The sequence below is a fragment of the Streptomyces sp. NPDC057854 genome (assembly GCF_042797055.1).
Taxonomy (GTDB): domain Bacteria; phylum Actinomycetota; class Actinomycetes; order Streptomycetales; family Streptomycetaceae; genus Streptomyces.
In genome coordinates this window covers 75,299-92,167 of record NZ_JBHVMF010000029.1, presented here as the reverse complement: position 1 = coordinate 92,167, position 16,869 = coordinate 75,299, and the positions used below count along the sequence as shown (strand labels likewise).

14 protein-coding genes are annotated in these 16,869 nt (G+C 72.3%); 9 read left to right on the top strand and 5 right to left on the bottom strand.

Going from position 1 to position 16,869, the window contains the following annotated elements:
* Window positions 1–172: 172 nt before the first annotated feature.
* Window positions 173–1,330: a membrane protein gene (locus ACFVQZ_RS31960; protein WP_030498729.1), complete on the bottom strand. Its 1,158-nt coding sequence runs from the start codon at window positions 1,328–1,330 to the stop codon at window positions 173–175.
* A gap of 357 nt (window positions 1,331–1,687) precedes the next feature.
* Between ACFVQZ_RS31960 and mtrA the strand changes: the two genes are divergently transcribed.
* From mtrA to ACFVQZ_RS31930, 6 genes are all read left to right on the top strand, one after another.
* A complete protein-coding gene (mtrA, locus tag ACFVQZ_RS31955; protein WP_030498730.1) occupies window positions 1,688–2,365 on the top strand; it encodes a two-component system response regulator MtrA in 678 nt (225 codons plus the stop codon).
* Window position 2,366: 1 nt separating this feature from the next.
* Window positions 2,367–4,355, top strand: coding sequence for an MtrAB system histidine kinase MtrB (mtrB, locus tag ACFVQZ_RS31950; RefSeq protein WP_383628263.1), 1,989 nt, complete (start codon window positions 2,367–2,369; stop codon window positions 4,353–4,355).
* A complete protein-coding gene (locus ACFVQZ_RS31945; protein ID WP_030498732.1) occupies window positions 4,345–6,222 on the top strand; it encodes an LpqB family beta-propeller domain-containing protein in 1,878 nt (625 codons plus the stop codon). The genes mtrB and ACFVQZ_RS31945 overlap by 11 nt, the downstream gene beginning before the upstream one ends.
* 173 nt (window positions 6,223–6,395) lie before the next feature.
* Entirely contained in the window at window positions 6,396–7,235 is an 840-nt protein-coding gene (locus ACFVQZ_RS31940; RefSeq protein ID WP_383628261.1) for a ComF family protein, read from the top strand.
* Window positions 7,236–7,530: 295 nt separating this feature from the next.
* Window positions 7,531–8,217: a ribosome hibernation-promoting factor, HPF/YfiA family gene (hpf, locus tag ACFVQZ_RS31935; protein WP_051788480.1), complete on the top strand. Its 687-nt coding sequence runs from the start codon at window positions 7,531–7,533 to the stop codon at window positions 8,215–8,217.
* A gap of 202 nt (window positions 8,218–8,419) precedes the next feature.
* Complete coding sequence (locus ACFVQZ_RS31930; RefSeq protein WP_030498377.1) at window positions 8,420–9,184, top strand: response regulator transcription factor; 765 nt, start codon at window positions 8,420–8,422, stop codon at window positions 9,182–9,184.
* A gap of 55 nt (window positions 9,185–9,239) precedes the next feature.
* Here the strand turns inward: ACFVQZ_RS31930 and ACFVQZ_RS31925 are convergent, their stop codons facing one another.
* Complete coding sequence (locus ACFVQZ_RS31925) at window positions 9,240–10,430, bottom strand: winged helix-turn-helix domain-containing protein (RefSeq protein WP_030498378.1); 1,191 nt, start codon at window positions 10,428–10,430, stop codon at window positions 9,240–9,242.
* Between the two features lie 9 nt (window positions 10,431–10,439).
* Entirely contained in the window at window positions 10,440–11,081 is a 642-nt protein-coding gene (locus ACFVQZ_RS31920) for a GNAT family N-acetyltransferase (RefSeq protein ID WP_063835418.1), read from the bottom strand.
* 239 nt (window positions 11,082–11,320) lie between these two features.
* Between ACFVQZ_RS31920 and secA the strand changes: the two genes are divergently transcribed.
* A complete protein-coding gene (gene secA, locus ACFVQZ_RS31915) occupies window positions 11,321–14,125 on the top strand; it encodes a preprotein translocase subunit SecA (RefSeq protein ID WP_383628258.1) in 2,805 nt (934 codons plus the stop codon).
* 56 nt (window positions 14,126–14,181) lie between these two features.
* Here the strand turns inward: secA and ACFVQZ_RS31910 are convergent, their stop codons facing one another.
* On the bottom strand, window positions 14,182–14,643 hold the full coding sequence (locus tag ACFVQZ_RS31910; protein ID WP_321193512.1) for an Rv3235 family protein: 462 nt from the start codon (window positions 14,641–14,643) through the stop codon (window positions 14,182–14,184).
* 219 nt (window positions 14,644–14,862) lie between these two features.
* Here ACFVQZ_RS31910 and ACFVQZ_RS31905 point away from each other — a divergent pair, with 219 nt between their 5' ends.
* Together ACFVQZ_RS31905 and ACFVQZ_RS31900 are read left to right on the top strand one after the other, a co-directional pair.
* Window positions 14,863–15,369 (top strand): DUF6912 family protein, encoded by a 507-nt coding sequence (locus ACFVQZ_RS31905; protein ID WP_030498381.1) that lies wholly within the window; start codon window positions 14,863–14,865, stop codon window positions 15,367–15,369.
* 29 nt (window positions 15,370–15,398) lie between these two features.
* Window positions 15,399–16,061: an HAD family hydrolase gene (locus ACFVQZ_RS31900; RefSeq protein WP_383628255.1), complete on the top strand. Its 663-nt coding sequence runs from the start codon at window positions 15,399–15,401 to the stop codon at window positions 16,059–16,061.
* Window positions 16,062–16,106: 45 nt separating this feature from the next.
* On the opposite strand, the gene ACFVQZ_RS31895 is transcribed toward ACFVQZ_RS31900, so the two are convergent.
* Window positions 16,107–16,661, bottom strand: a complete 555-nt coding sequence (locus ACFVQZ_RS31895) for a DJ-1/PfpI family protein (RefSeq protein WP_383628253.1) — start codon at window positions 16,659–16,661, stop codon at window positions 16,107–16,109.
* Between the last annotated feature and the right edge of the window lie 208 nt (window positions 16,662–16,869).

Sequence of the window (16,869 nt, the reverse complement as noted above, 5' to 3'; positions counted from 1 at the left end):
GTACTGCAGGGGGGACCCTGTGGGAGAGTAGGACGCCGCCGAACAATCATTGTGGGAAAGCCCCGCACCTTCTGGTGCGGGGCTTTTCTGCGTTCCCGGGACGGTAGGGGGCGTCCAAAGGAACGGCGCCCGTCCTCCTCTTCGGAGGGCGGGCGCCGTCGTGGGGCCGGGGTCAGGAGGTCTCTGAGGCGGCCTTGATGAGTTCCACGTCCAGGGCCTCGCGGCGGATGCGCTGGTCCACGTACAGGAGGACCGAGACGCCGGCCGCGACCGGGTACGTGAGGGCGCTGCCGACGACGCCGCCGACGGCCATCACGATGAGGTACGTCCAGCTGAGGTCAGAACCCGCGGGGAGGCCGTCCAGAGCGAAGGCGACCGCCGTGAACGGGATCGTCAGCACCATCGTGAAGACCATGATGAGGAGCTGGGTCAGCAGCGTGATGCCGAAGACGCGCCACCAGACGCCGTCGACCAGCTTCGCGGAACGCTTCAGCGCCGGGACGATGCCCTGGCGCTCCAGCATCAGGGCCGGGGACGCCAGGCTGAAGCGGATCAGCAGCCAGACCACGGCCACGAAGGCCGCCGTACCGCCGAAGAACGCCAGCGTCGCGCCGCCCGCGCCGCCCAGGAGCAGGCCCGGGAGCATCGCCACGAACGCGAGGGCGCCCGCGCCCAGCGGCAGCGCCAGGGACAGGAGCAGCAGCTGCGGCAGCCGGGGGCCGGCCTCCCGCCACGCCTCCCCGAGCGTCACCGGACGGCCCAGGATCGCACGGCTCACCACGATCGTCAGCAGGGCGCTGACGAGGACCGACGCGCCCACGGAGAGCAGCATCGTCGGCACCAGCTCGGTGAAGGACGCCCGGAGGTACCCGGACAGCGCCTCCAGCTGCTCCGCCGGACTGGCGTCCGCGTGCAGGGCCGGCGGCTCCGTCGCCAGATAGCGCTGCACGAACACCAGGGCGGTCTGGGTGGCCACGGCCACCGGCACCGTCACCGACAGCACCGTCCGCCAGTGGCGGCGGAGAATCGTCACCGCGGCGTCCAGGATCTCGCCCACGCCCAGCGGGCGCAGCGGGATCACCCCCGGCTTCGGGGCCGGCGGGCCGCCGCGGCCGCGCTGCGGAGGCGTACCCCAGGCGCGGCCGGGGGCCGGCGGGCGGGAGCCGCCCGGAGTCGGTGGGGTCCAGCGGCCGGCGGGCGGCTGCTCCTCGGACCACTGGGGAGCGGAGTCCTTCGGCTCCGGCGGCTCGGGCTGCCCGGGGATCACGGGGCCGTCCTGGCCGTCGGAAGGGGCGGATCCGGGCGAGTTCCGGCCCGGAGAGTCGTTCACGGTCGTCCACCTCGGCGGATTGGGTCGCGGTGCCGGTCGGCGAACCGGCTCGGTCACGGCGGCCGTCCCACGGTCGGGCGGCGGGCCGGCTGCCATCGTGTCATGCGGGACCCCGGCGCGGACCTGGCCGGAACCCCCCTTCGTACAGGAGCACGAAGGTGGTGCCGGAACGTGGGCGTTCCGGCCCGCGCGGGGTACGGTTCTCGGCGACCGCGGGGGCACGGGGGGTGCAGTCGTTACTGGCGGCGGGACGCGCGGACACACGGAGTCAGGGGGCTCCTCCGAAGCGTCGTCGCAGGTCAGTGAGGTATCTCACCAGCCGCCTTGAGACTGATACGGAAATGGGATGATGTCGATATGAAGGGACGCGTTCTCGTCGTCGACGACGACACCGCACTGGCCGAGATGCTCGGGATCGTGCTCAAGGGTGAAGGGTTCGAGCCGTCGTTCGTCGCGGACGGCGACAAGGCTCTCGCCGCATTCCGGGAGGCCAAGCCGGACCTGGTGCTGCTGGACCTCATGCTGCCCGGACGGGACGGCATCGAGGTGTGCCGGCTCATCAGGGCCGAGTCCGGTGTGCCCATCGTGATGCTGACGGCGAAGAGCGACACCGTCGACGTCGTCGTCGGGCTGGAGTCCGGCGCCGACGACTACATCGTCAAGCCGTTCAAGCCGAAGGAGCTCGTCGCCCGCATCCGGGCGCGGCTGCGCCGCTCCGAGGAGCCCGCGCCGGAACAGCTCACCATCGGCGACCTCGTCATCGACGTCGCCGGGCACTCCGTGAAGCGGGACGGGCAGTCGATCGCGCTGACGCCCCTGGAGTTCGACCTCCTCGTGGCGCTGGCCCGCAAGCCGTGGCAGGTGTTCACCCGCGAGGTGCTCCTGGAGCAGGTCTGGGGCTACCGGCACGCCGCCGACACCCGGCTCGTCAACGTGCACGTCCAGCGGCTCCGGTCGAAGGTCGAGAAGGACCCCGAGCGCCCCGAGATCGTGGTGACCGTCCGGGGCGTCGGCTACAAGGCGGGACCGAGCTGACATGAACAAGGGCAGTGCTGCTCCGGAGTCCCCTGACCCCGGGGGCCGTACGGGGCGGGCTGCCGGACCGGGGCGGGGGGGCCCGCGTACCGGCCGCCTCACGGGCGCCGAACGGCTCCTCCAGGACGGGACGCCGGGAGGCAGGTTCTTCCGGATCGTCGCCCGGCTCGTGCGCCGGCCGCTGCTGCCCGCCGTACGCCTGTGGCGGCGCAACATCCAGCTGCGGGTCGTCGCCGGCACCCTCCTGATGTCCCTCGGCGTGGTGCTGCTGCTGGGCCTGGTCGTCATCGGGCAGGTCCGCAACGGTCTCCTCGAGACCAAGGAGAAGGCCGCCCAGATCCAGGCCGCCGGCGGATTCTCCGCCGCGCAGGACCGGGCCGCCACCACCCCGCCGACCCCCGGCCAGGACGGCGTACGCGCCGGAGCGTCGGTGAACTGGCGCTCCACGCTCGTGGAGCAGCTCGCCAGCGGTGGCCAGAACGCGTTCAACGTGGTGGCGCTCTCGCTGGACTCCAGCGACACCGCGAGCCGCGGCGCCCGCGCCTCCGGCGAGGTCGACCCCACGCGGTCCGTCCCGCTCGCCCTGCGGCACTCGGTGGCGCAGGGCAACACCCCGTTCCAGAAGTTCGGGCGCATCCACTACACCAGCGACAAGCCGTCCGAGCCGGGGCTCGTGATCGGCAAACGGCTCAACGACGCCGAGGGCAAGCAGTACGAGCTGTACTACCTCTTCCCGCTCACCCAGGAGGAGGACTCCCTCGACCTCGTCAAGACGACCCTGGCGACCGCCGGGCTCTTCGTCGTCGTGCTGCTCGGAGCCATCTCCTGGTTCGTGGTGCGGCAGGTCGTCACCCCCGTACGCATGGCCGCCGGGATCGCCGAACGGCTCTCCGCCGGCCGCCTCCAGGAACGGATGAAGGTCACCGGCGAGGACGACATCGCGCGCCTCGGCGAGGCGTTCAACAAGATGGCGTCCAACCTCCAGCTGAAGATCCAGCAGCTGGAGGAGCTGTCGCGGATGCAGCGGCGGTTCGTCTCCGACGTCTCCCACGAACTGCGGACCCCGCTCACCACCGTCCGGATGGCGGCCGACGTCATCCACGAGGCCCGCGCCGACTTCGACCCCGTCACCGCGCGGTCCGCGGAACTCCTCGGCGACCAGCTCGACCGCTTCGAGTCGCTGCTCTCCGACCTGCTGGAGATCAGCCGCTTCGACGCCGGCGCCGCCGCCCTGGAGGCCGAACCGATCGACCTGCGGCAGGTCGTACGCCGGGTCATCGGCGGCGCCGAGCCGCTGGCCGAACGGAAGGGCACCCGGATCGTCGTCGTCGGCGACGAGCAGCCCGTGGTCGCCGAGGCGGACGCCCGCCGCGTCGAGCGCGTGCTGCGGAACCTCGTCGTCAACGCCGTCGAGCACGGCGAGGGCCGCGACGTCGTCGTGAAGCTCGCCGCGGCCGGCGGGGCCGTCGCCGTCGCCGTACGCGACTACGGCGTCGGACTGAAGCCGGGCGAGGCCACCCGGGTCTTCAACCGCTTCTGGCGGGCCGACCCGGCACGCGCGCGTACCACCGGCGGCACCGGCCTCGGCCTGTCCATCGCCGTCGAGGACGCACGGCTGCACGGCGGCTGGCTCCAGGCGTGGGGCGAACCCGGCGGCGGCTCCCAGTTCCGGCTGACGCTGCCCCGGACCGCCGACGAGCCGCTGCGGGGCTCCCCGATACCACTGGAGCCTGACGACTCGCGGCGCAACCGGGAACAGGCCGCCGGCGGCCGGACCGCGACCGTACCGGCCCAGCCGGCCGGCGAACGGCCCGCGCTGCCCGTGCCGCCCCGGATCCCGGCCCCGCCGGCGGCCGTCGACCCGGCGGCGCTGCCCGGCAGCGGCGCCCGGGTGGTCGCCCGCACGGCGGCGGACACGGAAACCGGCCACGGCACGGGCCCGGGCACGGAGGGGAACGCGGAGCGGGAGGACGGCACACGTGAGCGCTGACGCGCGACGGCGGACGGGGCGGGGACGGCACGGGCGGACGCTGGTGCTCACCGTCTGCGGCGGGCTCCTGGCGGCGGGCTGCGCCACCATGCCCGACAGCGGCGAAGTCCAGGCGGTCCGGGGCGCCAACCCCGGCGACTCGCAGGTGCGGGTCTACGCCGTCGCCCCCCGCGACAACGCCAACCCGGACGACATCGTCGACGGCTTCCTGGAGGCCATGACCAGTGACGACCCCGGCTTCTCGACCGCCCGCAAGTACCTGACCGAGCGGGCCGCCGCGACCTGGAAGCCCGAGCAGAGCATCACCGTGCTCGCCACCGCGCCCGACCGCCGCCCCGCCGACCGCAACGCGGACCCCGAGACCCACGGGCGCGCGTACCCGATCTCCGGCCGGATGATCGCGACGGTCGACGGCCGGCGCACCTACCGGGCGACCAGCCCCACCGAGTACGCGCAGGCCATCCACGTCGTCCAGGAACCCGCCGCCAACGGCAAGGACAAGGAGTGGCGGATCGACAGCCTGCCCTCCGGGCTGGTCCTCGGCGAGGCCGACTTCCTGCGGAACTACCGCTCCGTCAACAAGTACTACTTCGCGTCCGGGGAGGACCTGCTCGTCGCCGACCCCGTCTACATCCGGCAGCGGCAGGACCCCGTCACCCGGATGGACCCGGTGACGCAGACCGTGAAGGCGCTCCTGGAGGGGCCGACGCACTGGCTGCGGCAGGTCGTCGACTCGCCCTTCCCGTCCGGCACCGGGCTGCGCAAGGGCGTCACCACCCTGACCACCGACGACCAGTCGACGCTCCGGGTGCCGCTCGACGTGAAGTCCGACCGGTTCGGCGGCGAGGTGTGCCGCAGGCTCGCGGCGCAGCTCCTGGTCACGCTCGGCGACCTGCCGTCCGTACGGGTCGACCAGGTGGAGCTCCAGGACGTGAACGGCGACGCCGTGTGCCGGCTCGGGAAGGGGCAGGCGGCCGACTTCCAGGCCGTCAGGGACACCGGACACGCCGAGATCCCGTACTTCCTCGACGAGGCCGGACGCATGCTGGCGCTCGGCCCGGCCGCGAAGGACGCCGCCCCGCCGGACCCGGCGCCGGTGCCGGGCCCGCTCGGCAAGGGCGACGTGCCGCTCGGCTCCGTCGCCGTCACCCGCGACGGGACCCGCGCGGCCGGAGTGTCCCGGGACGGCTCCTCGCTCCACGTGTCGTCGATCACCGCCGAGCAGGAACCGCACCCGCCCGTGTTCAAGAGCGCCGCCGCCCCCACGGCACGGCAGGAGGACCGGCTCTCGCAGCCCAGCTGGGACGGGCGCGGCGACCTGTGGATCGCCGACCGGGCCCGCGGCCACCAGCGGCTGGTCGTCGTACCCGACGGCACCGGCAAGTGGATCGAGGTCCGCACGCCGTGGCTGACGGAGGACACCCGCGTCGAATCGCTGCGCGTCTCGGCGGACGGCGTGCGGATGGCGCTGCTCATCACCCGCGACGGGCGGACCACGCTCCAGATCGGCCGGATCGAACGGGAGGACGGCGCCGACGCGGAGATCGTGTCCGTCGTGGAGCTCCAGGACGCCGCGCCGCGCATGGAGTCCGTGTCCTCGGTCTCCTGGGCCGGCCCGAGCCGGCTCGTCGTCGTCGGCCGCGAGGCCGGCGGCGTCCAGCAGATCCGCTACCTCCAGACCGACGGCTCCACCTCCGCGAGCTCGGTGCTGCCGGGCCTCAACGGGGTCCTGGCGGTGACCGCGCCGTACCAGGAGAACGCGCCGCTGATCGCCGCCTCCGGCAACGACGGCATCGTGCGGCTGATGCCGGGGGCGAACTGGCAGCCGGTGGTCAAGTCGGGGACCGGGCCTGTCTATCCCGGGTAGTGGGCTGCCGGGGTCCCGGTAGTGGCCTGCCGGGGCCTCGGTAGCGGCTCGGCTTGCCGGTCTGTGCGGGCCCGTGGCGTGCCTTTCCGCCGCGGGCCCGCTCGTTGCGCGTTGTCCACAGGGCGTTGTCCACAGGGGTGGCGGCCCCTGCCCGGCGTCGGCACAGTGGACTCATGCGGGGCTGGTGGCGGGAGATCCGCGGACTGGTACTGCCCGGCGCCTGCGAGGGGTGCGGGGCACCGCGCACCGGGCTGTGCGAGGGGTGCGCGGGGGCGCTGGCGGGGGGAGAGGGCGGGGGAGGGGAGGGGGGAGGGCCCCCGGCGTGGCGCGTGCGGCCTTCGCCGGAGCCGGCCGGGCTTCCCGTGGTGCACGCCGCCGTGGCGTACGACGGGGTGGTGCGGGAGCTGCTGCTCGCGCACAAGGAGCGTGGGGCGCTGGGGCTGGCCGGGGTGCTGGGCGGGGCGCTCGCGCGGGCCGTGGAGGCGTCCGTGGACGGTTCTGGGGAGCGGTCGCTGCTGTTGGTGCCGGTGCCGTCGTCGCGGCGTGCGGTGCGGGCACGGGGGCACGATCCGACGCGGCGGGTGGCGCTGGCCGCCGCGGCGCGGCTGCGGCGGGAGGGGCGGGCCGCGCGGGTGCTGCCGGTGCTGCGGCAGCGGCGGGCGGTGGCGGACCAGGCGGGGCTCGGGGCGCGCGAGCGGCGGGCGAACCTGGCGGGCGCGCTGGAGTTGGTGCCGGGGGGTGCGCGGGCGCTGCGGGCGGGGCGGGTGGTGCTCGTGGACGACCTGATGACGACCGGTGCGACGCTCGCGGAGGCGGCGCGCGCTCTCGGGGCCGTACACTCTCCGTTCACTCCCGGGCCGCTCGTTCCGGGGGCGGCCGGGAGATCACCGGCTGATTTCGCGCAGCATGAATTCGAACAGCGGGTGGCGGCTGTGATCGCATCCTCTCCCGCCTCGTTCGAAATAAACCGGAACTCGTCGGAAACTTGGATCGTTGCAGGTGGTGAGAGGTAAAAGCGCCCGAATGGAGGTAAGTCCCGGTAGCGGGTGCCGACACCCGTCCGAAGGGGCTATGTTCGGTTGTGAGGAAGGGTGAATGCCCGGCCTCTCATCGCATACACGGTTGCGCCTGGAGGACAGGAGTTCAGGGCGAATTAACCTCCCGCCGATGGGGTGGCGATCATGTCGGCTGGGGAGGAGGAGGTCGAAGTCGCCAAGTCCGAGCTCCGGTGAAGTCACCGGGGCTGGTGCAAAGGGAGACGCCCGCCGGCCAAGGAGCCGGGTGGGCGATCCGGGAACGGAGTTCTGCGTGGACATCGTCGTCAAGGGCCGCAAGACCGAGGTGCCCGAGCGGTTCCGCAAGCACGTGGCCGAGAAGCTGAAGCTGGAGAAGATCCAGAAGCTCGACGGCAAGGTGATCAGCCTCGACGTCGAGGTGTCCAAGGAGCCCAACCCGCGGCAGGCCGACCGGTCCGACCGCGTGGAGATCACCCTCCACTCCCGAGGCCCGGTCATCCGGGCGGAAGCGTCGGCCGCCGACCCGTACGCGGCCCTCGACCTGGCCAGCGACAAGCTGGAGGCCAGGCTTCGCAAGCAGCACGACAAGCGTTTCACCCGCCGGGGCAGCGGGCGGCTCTCCGCGGCGGAGGTCGCCGACGTCGTCCCCGGTGTCGCCCAGCTGAACGGGCAGGGCGAACTTGTCGCCGACGAGACCGGCGCCGAGGTTCCCACCACGATGATGGGGTCGATCGAGGTCCGGGGCGAAGGCCCGCTGGTGGTCCGCGAGAAGACCCACAAGGCCGCCCCGATGGGCCTCGACCAGGCCCTCTACGAGATGGAACTGGTCGGGCACGACTTCTATCTCTTCGTCGACGCCGAGACCAAGCAGCCGAGCGTCGTCTACCGGCGCCACGCGTACGACTACGGCGTCATCCATCTGGAGAACGACCCGCTCGCCGAGAACAGCGGTGGAGCGGGCGGCGCGCTCGGCGGCTGACCCGTCGAACGGCCGGCCGAACGGCCCTTCCGGTGCCCCTGGAGCGCTTCGCGCGCCCCCCAGGGGCACCCCTGTGCGCCCGGGGGGAGACCCTGCCGGGGCCGGGGCATGAAATCATGGCGTGCACGCCAACCGGTGCTTCTCGGGCAGTGGTTGGAGGACCGGAAACGAATTCAGGCCACGGCCTTCAGGGGGAGGAACGATGGCAGACAGCTTCGGCCCGGTGCTCAGCGGGCGCGAGCGGGGTCCGCTCGCCCATGAGGATGCTCCGGAGGGATCGGAATCGGCCGGTGAGAGGGCGCGGAAGGAGCCGATCCGTGTCCTTGTCGTGGACGATCACGCGCTTTTCCGGCGCGGTCTGGAGATCGTCCTCGCGCAGGAGGAGGACATCCAGGTCGTCGGCGAGGCCGGCGACGGCGCCGAGGCGGTCGACAAGGCGGCGGACCTGTTGCCCGACATCGTCCTGATGGACGTGCGGATGCCGCGGCGCGGCGGCATCGAGGCGTGCACGTCGATCAAGGAGGTCGCGCCGAGCGCGAAGATCATCATGTTGACGATCAGCGACGAGGAGGCGGACCTCTACGACGCGATCAAGGCGGGCGCGACCGGGTACCTGCTCAAGGAGATCTCCACGGACGAGGTCGCGACGGCGATCCGGGCGGTCGCGGACGGGCAGTCGCAGATCAGCCCGTCGATGGCGTCGAAGCTCCTCACCGAGTTCAAGTCGATGATCCAGCGCACGGACGAGCGCCGGCTGGTGCCCGCTCCGCGCCTCACCGACCGGGAGCTGGAGGTGCTGAAGCTCGTCGCGACCGGCATGAACAACCGGGACATCGCGAAGGAGCTGTTCATCTCCGAGAACACGGTGAAGAACCACGTGCGGAACATCCTGGAGAAGCTTCAGCTGCACTCCCGGATGGAGGCCGTGGTGTACGCGATGCGGGAGAAGATCCTGGAGATCCGCTGAGGCCGGCCCGCGGGGGCGGGCCGGCGTGCGGGGGCGGGTCGGCGTGCGGCGGGGCTCAGGCGTCGAGGGCCTTGACCAGGAGCGGGGTGAGCTCCGGCGGGTCCAGGCGCTCGACGCGTACGGTGTCGCAGCCGACCCAGGCGGCGGCCTCGCGGAGGGCCTGGGCGACGGCGGGGACGGCCTTCGGGCCGTTCAGTGAGACCTGCTTGGCGACCAGGGTGCGGCCCTCGCGGGACGGGTCGACGCGGCCGACGAGACGGCCGCCGGCGAGGACCGGCATCGCGAAGTAGCCGTGCACCCGCTTCGGCTTGGGCACGTACGCCTCCAGGCGGTGCGTGAAGCCGAAGATCCGCTCGGTGCGCGCCCGCTCCCAGATCAGCGAGTCGAAGGGGGAGAGCAGCGTCGTGCGGTGCCGGCCGCGCGGCTCGGTGGCCAGCGCGGCGGGGTCCGCCCACGCGGGCCTGCCCCAGCCCTCGACCTCGACCGGCACCAGTCCCGACTCCTCGACCACGGCGTCGAACTGCTCCCCCTTGAGCCGGTGGTAGTCGGCGATGTCGGCGCGGGTGCCGACGCCCAGCGCCTCGCCGGCCTGGCGGACGAGCCGCCGCGCGCACTCGGTGTCGTCCAGGTCGTCGTGGAGCAGCGCCTCCGGGATGGCGCGCTCCGCGAGGTCGTACACGCGCTTCCAGCCGCGCCGCTCGGTGACGACGACCTCGCCGAACATCAGCGCCCGCTCGACGGCGATCTTGGTGTCGGACCAGTCCCACCAGTCGCCCTTGTTCTTGGCGCCGCCGAGTTCGGTCGCGGTCTGCGGGCCCTCGGCGCGCAGCTGGTCGACGACCTTGGCGTAGGAGCCGTCGGCGAGCTGGTGGTGCCACTGGGGGCGGTCGCGGTAGGCGCGGCGGCGGAAGGCGAAGAGCGGCCATTCCTCGACGGGGAGGATGCAGGCGGCGTGCGACCAGTACTCGAAGGCGTGTCCGTCGGACCAGTACGCCTTCTCCACCGCGGGGCGGCCGACGGTGCCGAGGCGGGCGTACGGGATCAGCTCGTGGGAGCGGGCGAGGACCGAGATGGTGTCCAGCTGGACCTGGCCGAGGTGACGGAGTACGCCCCGGACGCCGGCCCGGCGGTCGGGGGCGCCCAGGAAGCCCTGGGCGCGCAGGGCGATCCGGCGGGCCTCGGCGGCGGAGAGCGCGGCGACGGGCTGGGGAGCGGGCTGCGGAGCGTTCTTCGGCACGGTCGTCATGGGGAAACCCTAGGCCCCGTGACCGACACCGCCGGGGTCGTCGGGGAGGGTCCGGGCGCGGGGGTCGACGGCGGGCGGGGCGTCGCGGGGCGGGAGGTACGGGACGGGGCTGGGGAGGCCGAAGTCGGAGGGGAGGAGGGATCCGGTCCAGGCGTCGCGGAGGGTGCCGTTGTGCAGCAGGCCGGCCCGCTGGACGCCTTCGAGGGTGAAGCCGACGCGTTCGGCGACGGCCCGGGAGCCGGTGTTGCCGACCTCGGCGCGCCAGATGAGCCGGACGCAGCCGAGGCCGGTGAAGGCCCAGTGGGCGACGGTGCGGACGGCCTCCGCCATGTAGCCGTGGCCGCGGCGTTCGGGGGCGAGCCAGAAGCCGGCCTCCCAGACGCCGGTGCCGCGGGCGTGGAGGCCGACGGAGGCGAAGAGGGGGCCGCCGTCGAGGGGCTCGACGGCGAAGGTGTAGTCGGAGTCGTCGCGCCAGCCGTCGGGGACGAGCCGGTTGAGGAAGAAGGAGGCGGCTTCGCGCGTGTACGGGTCCGGGACGGTCGTCCAGCGGCGGATGGCGGGGTCCTGGCAGTGCGCGTGCACGATGTCCTCGTCCTCGGGGACGAAGGCGCGCAGCCGGAGGCGTTCGCTGGTGAGCGTGATGGGATCCATGCCCGGATTGTGGGGACGGGGGGCGGGCGGAAGCGAACACTTTTCGGGTGGGGCGGCACCTTCCGCCCGCCTCGGGCGTTCTCTTTGCGGGCGGACGTGCGGCGGCGGCCCTGCGGGCCTCCCTCCGTGAGGGTGGTCTCGCTTACGATGGCCGTTGCGGTGGGGACCACCTGCCGTGCCCGCGCTCGTGTCCGTACAAGACCCAGTGCCAGGCCCGACCGGCAAGGAGACCAGCCTCAGTGTCCGTCTTCAACAAGCTCATGCGTGCAGGCGAAGGCAAGATCCTGCGCAAACTGCACCGCATCGCGGACCAGGTCAACTCCATCGAAGAGGACTTCGTCAACCTCTCCGACGCCGAGTTGCGGGCGCTCACGGACGAGTACAAGCAGCGGTACGCGGACGGCGAGAGCCTGGACGACCTGCTGCCGGAGGCGTTCGCGACCGTCCGCGAGGCGGCGAAGCGCGTGCTCGGCCAGCGCCACTACGACGTCCAGATCATGGGTGGTGCCGCGCTGCACCTCGGGTACGTGGCGGAGATGAAGACCGGTGAGGGCAAGACCCTCGTCGGCACGCTGCCCGCGTATCTGAACGCGCTGTCCGGCAAGGGCGTGCACCTGATCACGGTCAACGACTACCTGGCGGAGCGCGACTCCGAGATGATGGGCCGGGTCCACAAGTTCCTGGGCCTGACCGTCGGCTGCATCCTGGCGAACATGACGCCGGCGCAGCGCCGTGAGCAGTACAACTGCGACATCACGTACGGCACGAACAACGAGTTCGGCTTCGACTACCTGCGCGACAACATGGCGTGGTCGAAGGACGAGCTGGTGCAGCGCGGCCACAACTACGCGTGTGTGGACGAGGTCGACTCGATCCTCGTCGACGAGGCCCGTACGCCGCTGATCATCTCGGGTCCGGCGGACCAGGCGACCAAGTGGTACGGGGACTTCGCGAAGCTGGTCACCCGTCTCACGCGGGGTGAGCCCGGCAATCCGCTGAAGGGCATCGAGGAGACCGGCGACTACGAGGTCGACGAGAAGAAGCGCACGGTCGGCATCCACGAGTCCGGTGTCGCGAAGGTCGAGGACTGGCTCGGCATCGACAACCTGTACGAGTCGGTGAACACCCCGCTCGTCGGTTATCTGAACAACGCCATCAAGGCGAAGGAACTGTTCAAGAAGGACAAGGACTACGTCGTCATCGACGGCGAGGTCATGATCGTCGACGAGCACACCGGCCGTATCCTGGCCGGCCGCCGTTACAACGAGGGCATGCACCAGGCCATCGAGGCCAAGGAGGGCGTGCCGATCAAGGACGAGAACCAGACGCTCGCCACGATCACCCTCCAGAACTTCTTCCGCCTGTACGACAAGCTGTCCGGCATGACCGGTACGGCGATGACCGAGGCGGCCGAGTTCCACCAGATCTACAAGCTCGGCGTCGTCCCGATCCCGACGAACCGGCCGATGCAGCGCAAGGACCAGTCCGACCTGATCTACCGGACCGAGGTCGCCAAGTTCGCGGCGGTCGTCGACGACATCGTGGAGAAGCACGAGAAGGGCCAGCCGGTCCTGGTCGGCACCACGTCGGTCGAGAAGTCCGAGTACCTGTCGCAGCAGCTGTCGAAGCGCGGCATCCCGCACGAGGTGCTGAACGCGAAGCACCACGAGCGCGAGGCCAGCATCGTCGCCCAGGCGGGCCGCCGCGGCGCGGTGACCGTCGCCACGAACATGGCCGGCCGCGGTACCGACATCAAGCTGGGCGGCAACCCGGACGACCTCGCCGAGGCGGAGCTGCGGCAGGCGGGCCTGGACCCGGTCGAGCACGTCGAGGAGTGGGCCGCGGCCCTCCCCGCCGCGCTGGAGCGCGCCGAGAAGGCCGTGAAGGCGGAGTTCGAGGAGGTCAAGGAGCTCGGCGGGCTGTACGTGCTGGGCACCGAGCGGCACGAGTCGCGCCGCATCGACAACCAGCTGCGCGGTCGTTCCGGCCGTCAGGGCGACCCGGGCGAGTCCCGTTTCTACCTGTCGCTCGGCGACGACCTGATGCGCCTGTTCAAGGCGCAGATGGTCGAGCGCGTCATGGCGATGGCCAACGTGCCGGACGACGTGCCGATCGAGAACAAGATGGTCACCCGGGCGATCGCGTCGGCGCAGTCGCAGGTCGAGACGCAGAACTTCGAGACGCGCAAGAACGTCCTGAAGTACGACGAGGTGCTGAACCGCCAGCGCGAGGTCATCTACGGCGAGCGGCGCCGCGTCCTGGAGGGCGAGGACCTGCACGAGCAGATCCGCCACTTCATGGACGACACCATCGACGACTACATCCGCCAGGAGACCGCCGAGGGCTTCGCGGAGGAGTGGGACCTCGACCGGCTGTGGAGCGCCTTCCGGCAGCTGTACCCGGTGAAGGTGACCATCGAGGAGCTGGAGGACGCGGCGGGCGACCGGGCGGGCATCACCGCCGAGTTCATCGCCGAGTCGATCAAGAACGACATCCACGAGCAGTACCAGGCGCGCGAGGCGCAGCTGGGCTCGGAGATCATGCGCGAGCTGGAGCGCCGGGTCGTGCTGTCGGTCCTGGACCGGAAGTGGCGCGAGCACCTCTACGAGATGGACTACCTCCAGGAGGGCATCGGCCTGCGGGCGATGGCGCAGAAGGACCCGCTGGTCGAGTACCAGCGCGAGGGCTTCGACATGTTCACCGCCATGATGGAGGGCATCAAGGAGGAGTCCGTCGGCTACCTGTTCAACCTGGAGGTCCAGGTCGAGCAGCAGGTCGAGGAGGTCCCGGTGCAGGCGGGCGCGCCGTCCCTGGACAAGGGCGACGCGGTGCCGGCGGGCGGTCGTCCGGAGATCCGGGCGAAGGGCCTGGAGGCGCCGCAGCGGCCGGACCGGCTGCACTTCTCGGCGCCGTCGGTGGACGGTGACGGGGGTGTCGTCGAGGGCGACTTCGCGTCGGACGGCGAGGACGCCGCCGGCGGGATGACGCGGGCGGAGCGCCGCAAGGCGCAGAAGAACGCGGGCGGGCGCCGCCGCAAGAAGTGACGGCGTGAGCCGGTGACGTGAGGGGCCCTGCCGGGTGTGTCCGGCGGGGCCCTTCGTCATGGTCCGTCGCCGACGAGCCGGCCGAGGCCGTCGAGTTCGACGGCGGCGCACCGCCAGCGGTGGTCGGGGCCGCGTTCCAGGCGGAAGGCGAGGGCGCGGACGCGGGGGCCGGCGGCGAGGGAGGCGAAGACCTCCAGGACGGTGTCGCCGGAGTGCGGCTGGGCGGCGCAGCGGCGCAGCACCGGGCGGGGGCCGAGGCCGCGTGCGGCGGTCCTCGGGGCGAGGCGTACCAGCTGGTCGTAGGCGTCCTTGGCGGTGAGTCCGAGCATGGAGTGGACGGGCCGTTCGCCGCTGAGGACGGCGACGAGCCGTTCGGCGAAGGCGGTGTGGACGGGCTGGGTGCGGCGTACGGCTCCGGTGGCGCAGCCGCGGCGGGCGGTTTGGCGGTGCTGTCCGGGGACGGTGGGCCGGTGGGGGCGGCGGGGGTCGGTGGCGGTGGTGACCGGGGCGTGCGGCACGGGGGATCCCTTCGGAGCGTGACCGGCTGATACCGGTCGGTAACTTCGCGTGGGGATCTTGTACAAGCCGTGCTCCGGGCCCCGCAAGAGGCCCGGGGGCGCGGCCGGACACGCTGAGTGATTCACCTATCAGGGGGACGGCGGGGGACGGGTGGACATTCCGGGGCCCCGGGGCCGGACGTATCCTGAGGGCGTCTCCGACTACGAAAGCGGCCAGCCATGCGCGTGTACGTCCCTCTGACCCTCCCCGGTCTCGCACAGGCGCACAAGGCGGGCGAGCTGGGCCCCGGCCCGCTGACCGCCTACGCCGTCACGCCCGCGCTGCGCGAGTGGTACGTCTCGGACGACATCGAGGAGCTGGAGTACGCGGCGCTCAACCGCGCCGCCGCCGCCTCGCTGCGCCTGGTCGCCGGGGACCCGGAGGCGCCGCGCCGCCGGGTGGTCGTCGCCGTCGACATCGCCGACCGGGACGCCGCCGTCGACCCGGACCGGGGGCTCGACGCCGGCGCGATCGGCGAGGTGCGGATCGCCGCCGCCGTGCCGCTCGCCAAGGCCGCCGCCGTGCACGCCGACGCCGACGACGCCGAGGCGGACGTCACCGCGGCCGCCGCCGCGCTCGGCGCCGCCGACCAGGGCGACGACGACGCGCAGTTCGTCGTGGACGGCGCCGAGGACCACGAGCTGCTGTGGTTCGGCGTGCAGGAGATCCCCGCCCTCCTGGGCTGAGCCGGGCCCGCGGCCTGTACCGTCGCTCCATGGGGAAGCAGCACTCGGGGAAGCATCTGGTCTGGGACTGGAACGGCACCCTGCTCGACGACATCGCCGCCGTCATCGGCGCCACCAACGCGGCCTTCGCGGAGCTCGGCCTCGCGCCGATCACCCTGGAGCGGTACCGCGAGCTGTACACCGTGCCGGTGCCGCGCTTCTACGAGCGGCTGATGGGCCGGCTGCCCACCGACGCCGAGTGGACGCTGATGGACGGCGTCTTCCACCGCCACTACTGGGAGCGGGCGGACGGCTGCGGGCTGACGGCGGGCGCCGCCGAGCTGCTGGCCGCGCGGCAGGCGGCCGGCGCCACCCAGTCGCTGCTCTCGCTCGCCCCGCACGCCGACCTGCTGCCGCTGGTGCGGCGGCACGGGATCGCGGAGCGGTTCGTCCGGGTCGACGGGCGCCCCGACAGCTCCACGGACGGCAAGTCCGGGCACATGGTGCGCCACCTGGAGGCGCTGGCCGTCCCGGCCGAGCGGATCGTCGTCATCGGTGACGCCGCGGACGACGCCGTGGCCGCCGCGCACGTCGGCGCGAAGGCCGTGCTCTTCACCGGCGGCTCGCACAGCAGGGCCTCGCTGGAGCGGGTCGGCGTGCCGGTCGTCGACACCCTGGAGGAGGCCGTCGCGGTCGCGGAGGAGCTGGTCTGACCCGCGGACGGGGGCGGCCCGCCGGGACGCCCCCTCGCCCGGGCGTCAGCCCTTCGCGGGCAGCACCTTCAGGAACTCGCGCATCCACGTGGGGTGGTCCGGCCAGGCGCGCGAGGAGACCAGCAGCCCGTCGACGACCGCCGCCGTGTCCTGGAAGTCCGCGCCGGCCGCCTGCATGTCGAGTTCGAGCGCCGGGTACGCGGTGACCCGGCGGCCCTCCAGGCCGCCGACCGCCGCCGTCAGCAGCGGGCCGTGGCAGATCTGGGCCACCGGCTTGTCCGCGTCGAAGAACGCCTTGAGGATCTTGCGCAGCTCCGGGTCGTTGCGCAGGTACTCCGGGGCGCGCCCGCCCGGGATGACGACGGCCGCGTAGTCGCCCGGGTCGACCTCGGAGAACGCGAGGTCGGCGGGCCAGGTGTAGCCGGGCTTCTCCGTGTACGTGTCGTAGCCGGGCTCGAAGTCGTGGACCACGAACCGCAGCTGCTTGCGCGCCGGAGCGGCGATGTCGACCTCGTACCCTTCTTCGAGCAGACGCTGGTACGGGTACAACACCTCCAGGGACTCGGCCGCGTCCCCCGTCACGATCAAGATCTTCGCCATGGCTCTCCCGGTCTCGGCGATGGGATGTCCGTCGTCGTGCTCGCGTCCACGCTGCACCGTTCCGCGCGATCCGCCAAGAGTGCATGTGTCGCTGTCCAGAACGTCAAACTTCCACCCCCGCTTTTGTACACATACGGCTCATGACGGGGCAGGGGGCTTGAGCGATAGGCTTTTCCCGTGATCAGCGCGATACGCCGCGGGGGCAGTG

Bases quoted from the DNA above. Each gene is read 5' to 3' on its own strand.
- mtrA (WP_030498730.1), top strand. From the start codon at position 1,688: ATGAAGGGACGCGTTCTCGTCGTCGACGACGACACCGCACTGGCCGAG.
- mtrB (WP_383628263.1), top strand. From the start codon at position 2,367: ATGAACAAGGGCAGTGCTGCTCCGGAGTCCCCTGACCCCGGGGGCCGT.
- ACFVQZ_RS31940 (WP_383628261.1), top strand. From the start codon at position 6,396: ATGCGGGGCTGGTGGCGGGAGATCCGCGGACTGGTACTGCCCGGCGCC.
- ACFVQZ_RS31930 (WP_030498377.1), top strand. From the start codon at position 8,420: ATGGCAGACAGCTTCGGCCCGGTGCTCAGCGGGCGCGAGCGGGGTCCG.
- ACFVQZ_RS31925 (WP_030498378.1), bottom strand. From the start codon at position 10,430: ATGACGACCGTGCCGAAGAACGCTCCGCAGCCCGCTCCCCAGCCCGTC.
- ACFVQZ_RS31920 (WP_063835418.1), bottom strand. From the start codon at position 11,081: ATGGATCCCATCACGCTCACCAGCGAACGCCTCCGGCTGCGCGCCTTC.
- ACFVQZ_RS31905 (WP_030498381.1), top strand. From the start codon at position 14,863: ATGCGCGTGTACGTCCCTCTGACCCTCCCCGGTCTCGCACAGGCGCAC.
- ACFVQZ_RS31900 (WP_383628255.1), top strand. From the start codon at position 15,399: ATGGGGAAGCAGCACTCGGGGAAGCATCTGGTCTGGGACTGGAACGGC.
- ACFVQZ_RS31895 (WP_383628253.1), bottom strand. From the start codon at position 16,661: ATGGCGAAGATCTTGATCGTGACGGGGGACGCGGCCGAGTCCCTGGAG.